Origin of the sequence: Achromobacter sp. UBA5777 (assembly GCF_002418565.1) — a bacterium.
Classification (GTDB): Bacteria; Pseudomonadota; Gammaproteobacteria; order Burkholderiales; family Burkholderiaceae_B; genus Achromobacter; species Achromobacter animicus.
The window spans coordinates 1-219 of sequence record NZ_DIEJ01000086.1; the positions used below are offsets into that span (position 1 = coordinate 1).

Consider the following 219-nt stretch of genomic DNA (forward strand, 5'->3'; position numbering starts at 1 on the left):
AAGGCCATCGCCAATGCCGCAGGCAACCGCAATGACGTTCTTGAGCGCGCCGCCCACTTCGACACCCACCAGATCGGTGCTGGCGTAGACGCGCAGCGCCGCGCCATGGAAGGCGGCGGTGGTGGCTTCGCGCAGGGCGGGGCTGCTGCTGGCGACCGTCAAGGCGACGGGCAGGCCCTGGGCGACTTCGCGCGCGAACGACGGGCCCGACAAGGCGCC

Annotated in this window: 1 pseudogene; it reads right to left on the reverse strand. The window is 71.7% G+C overall.

The window, feature by feature from the left end:
* Positions 1-219: pseudogene (locus B3446_RS06120) on the reverse strand (glycerol-3-phosphate dehydrogenase); the annotation flags it as partial.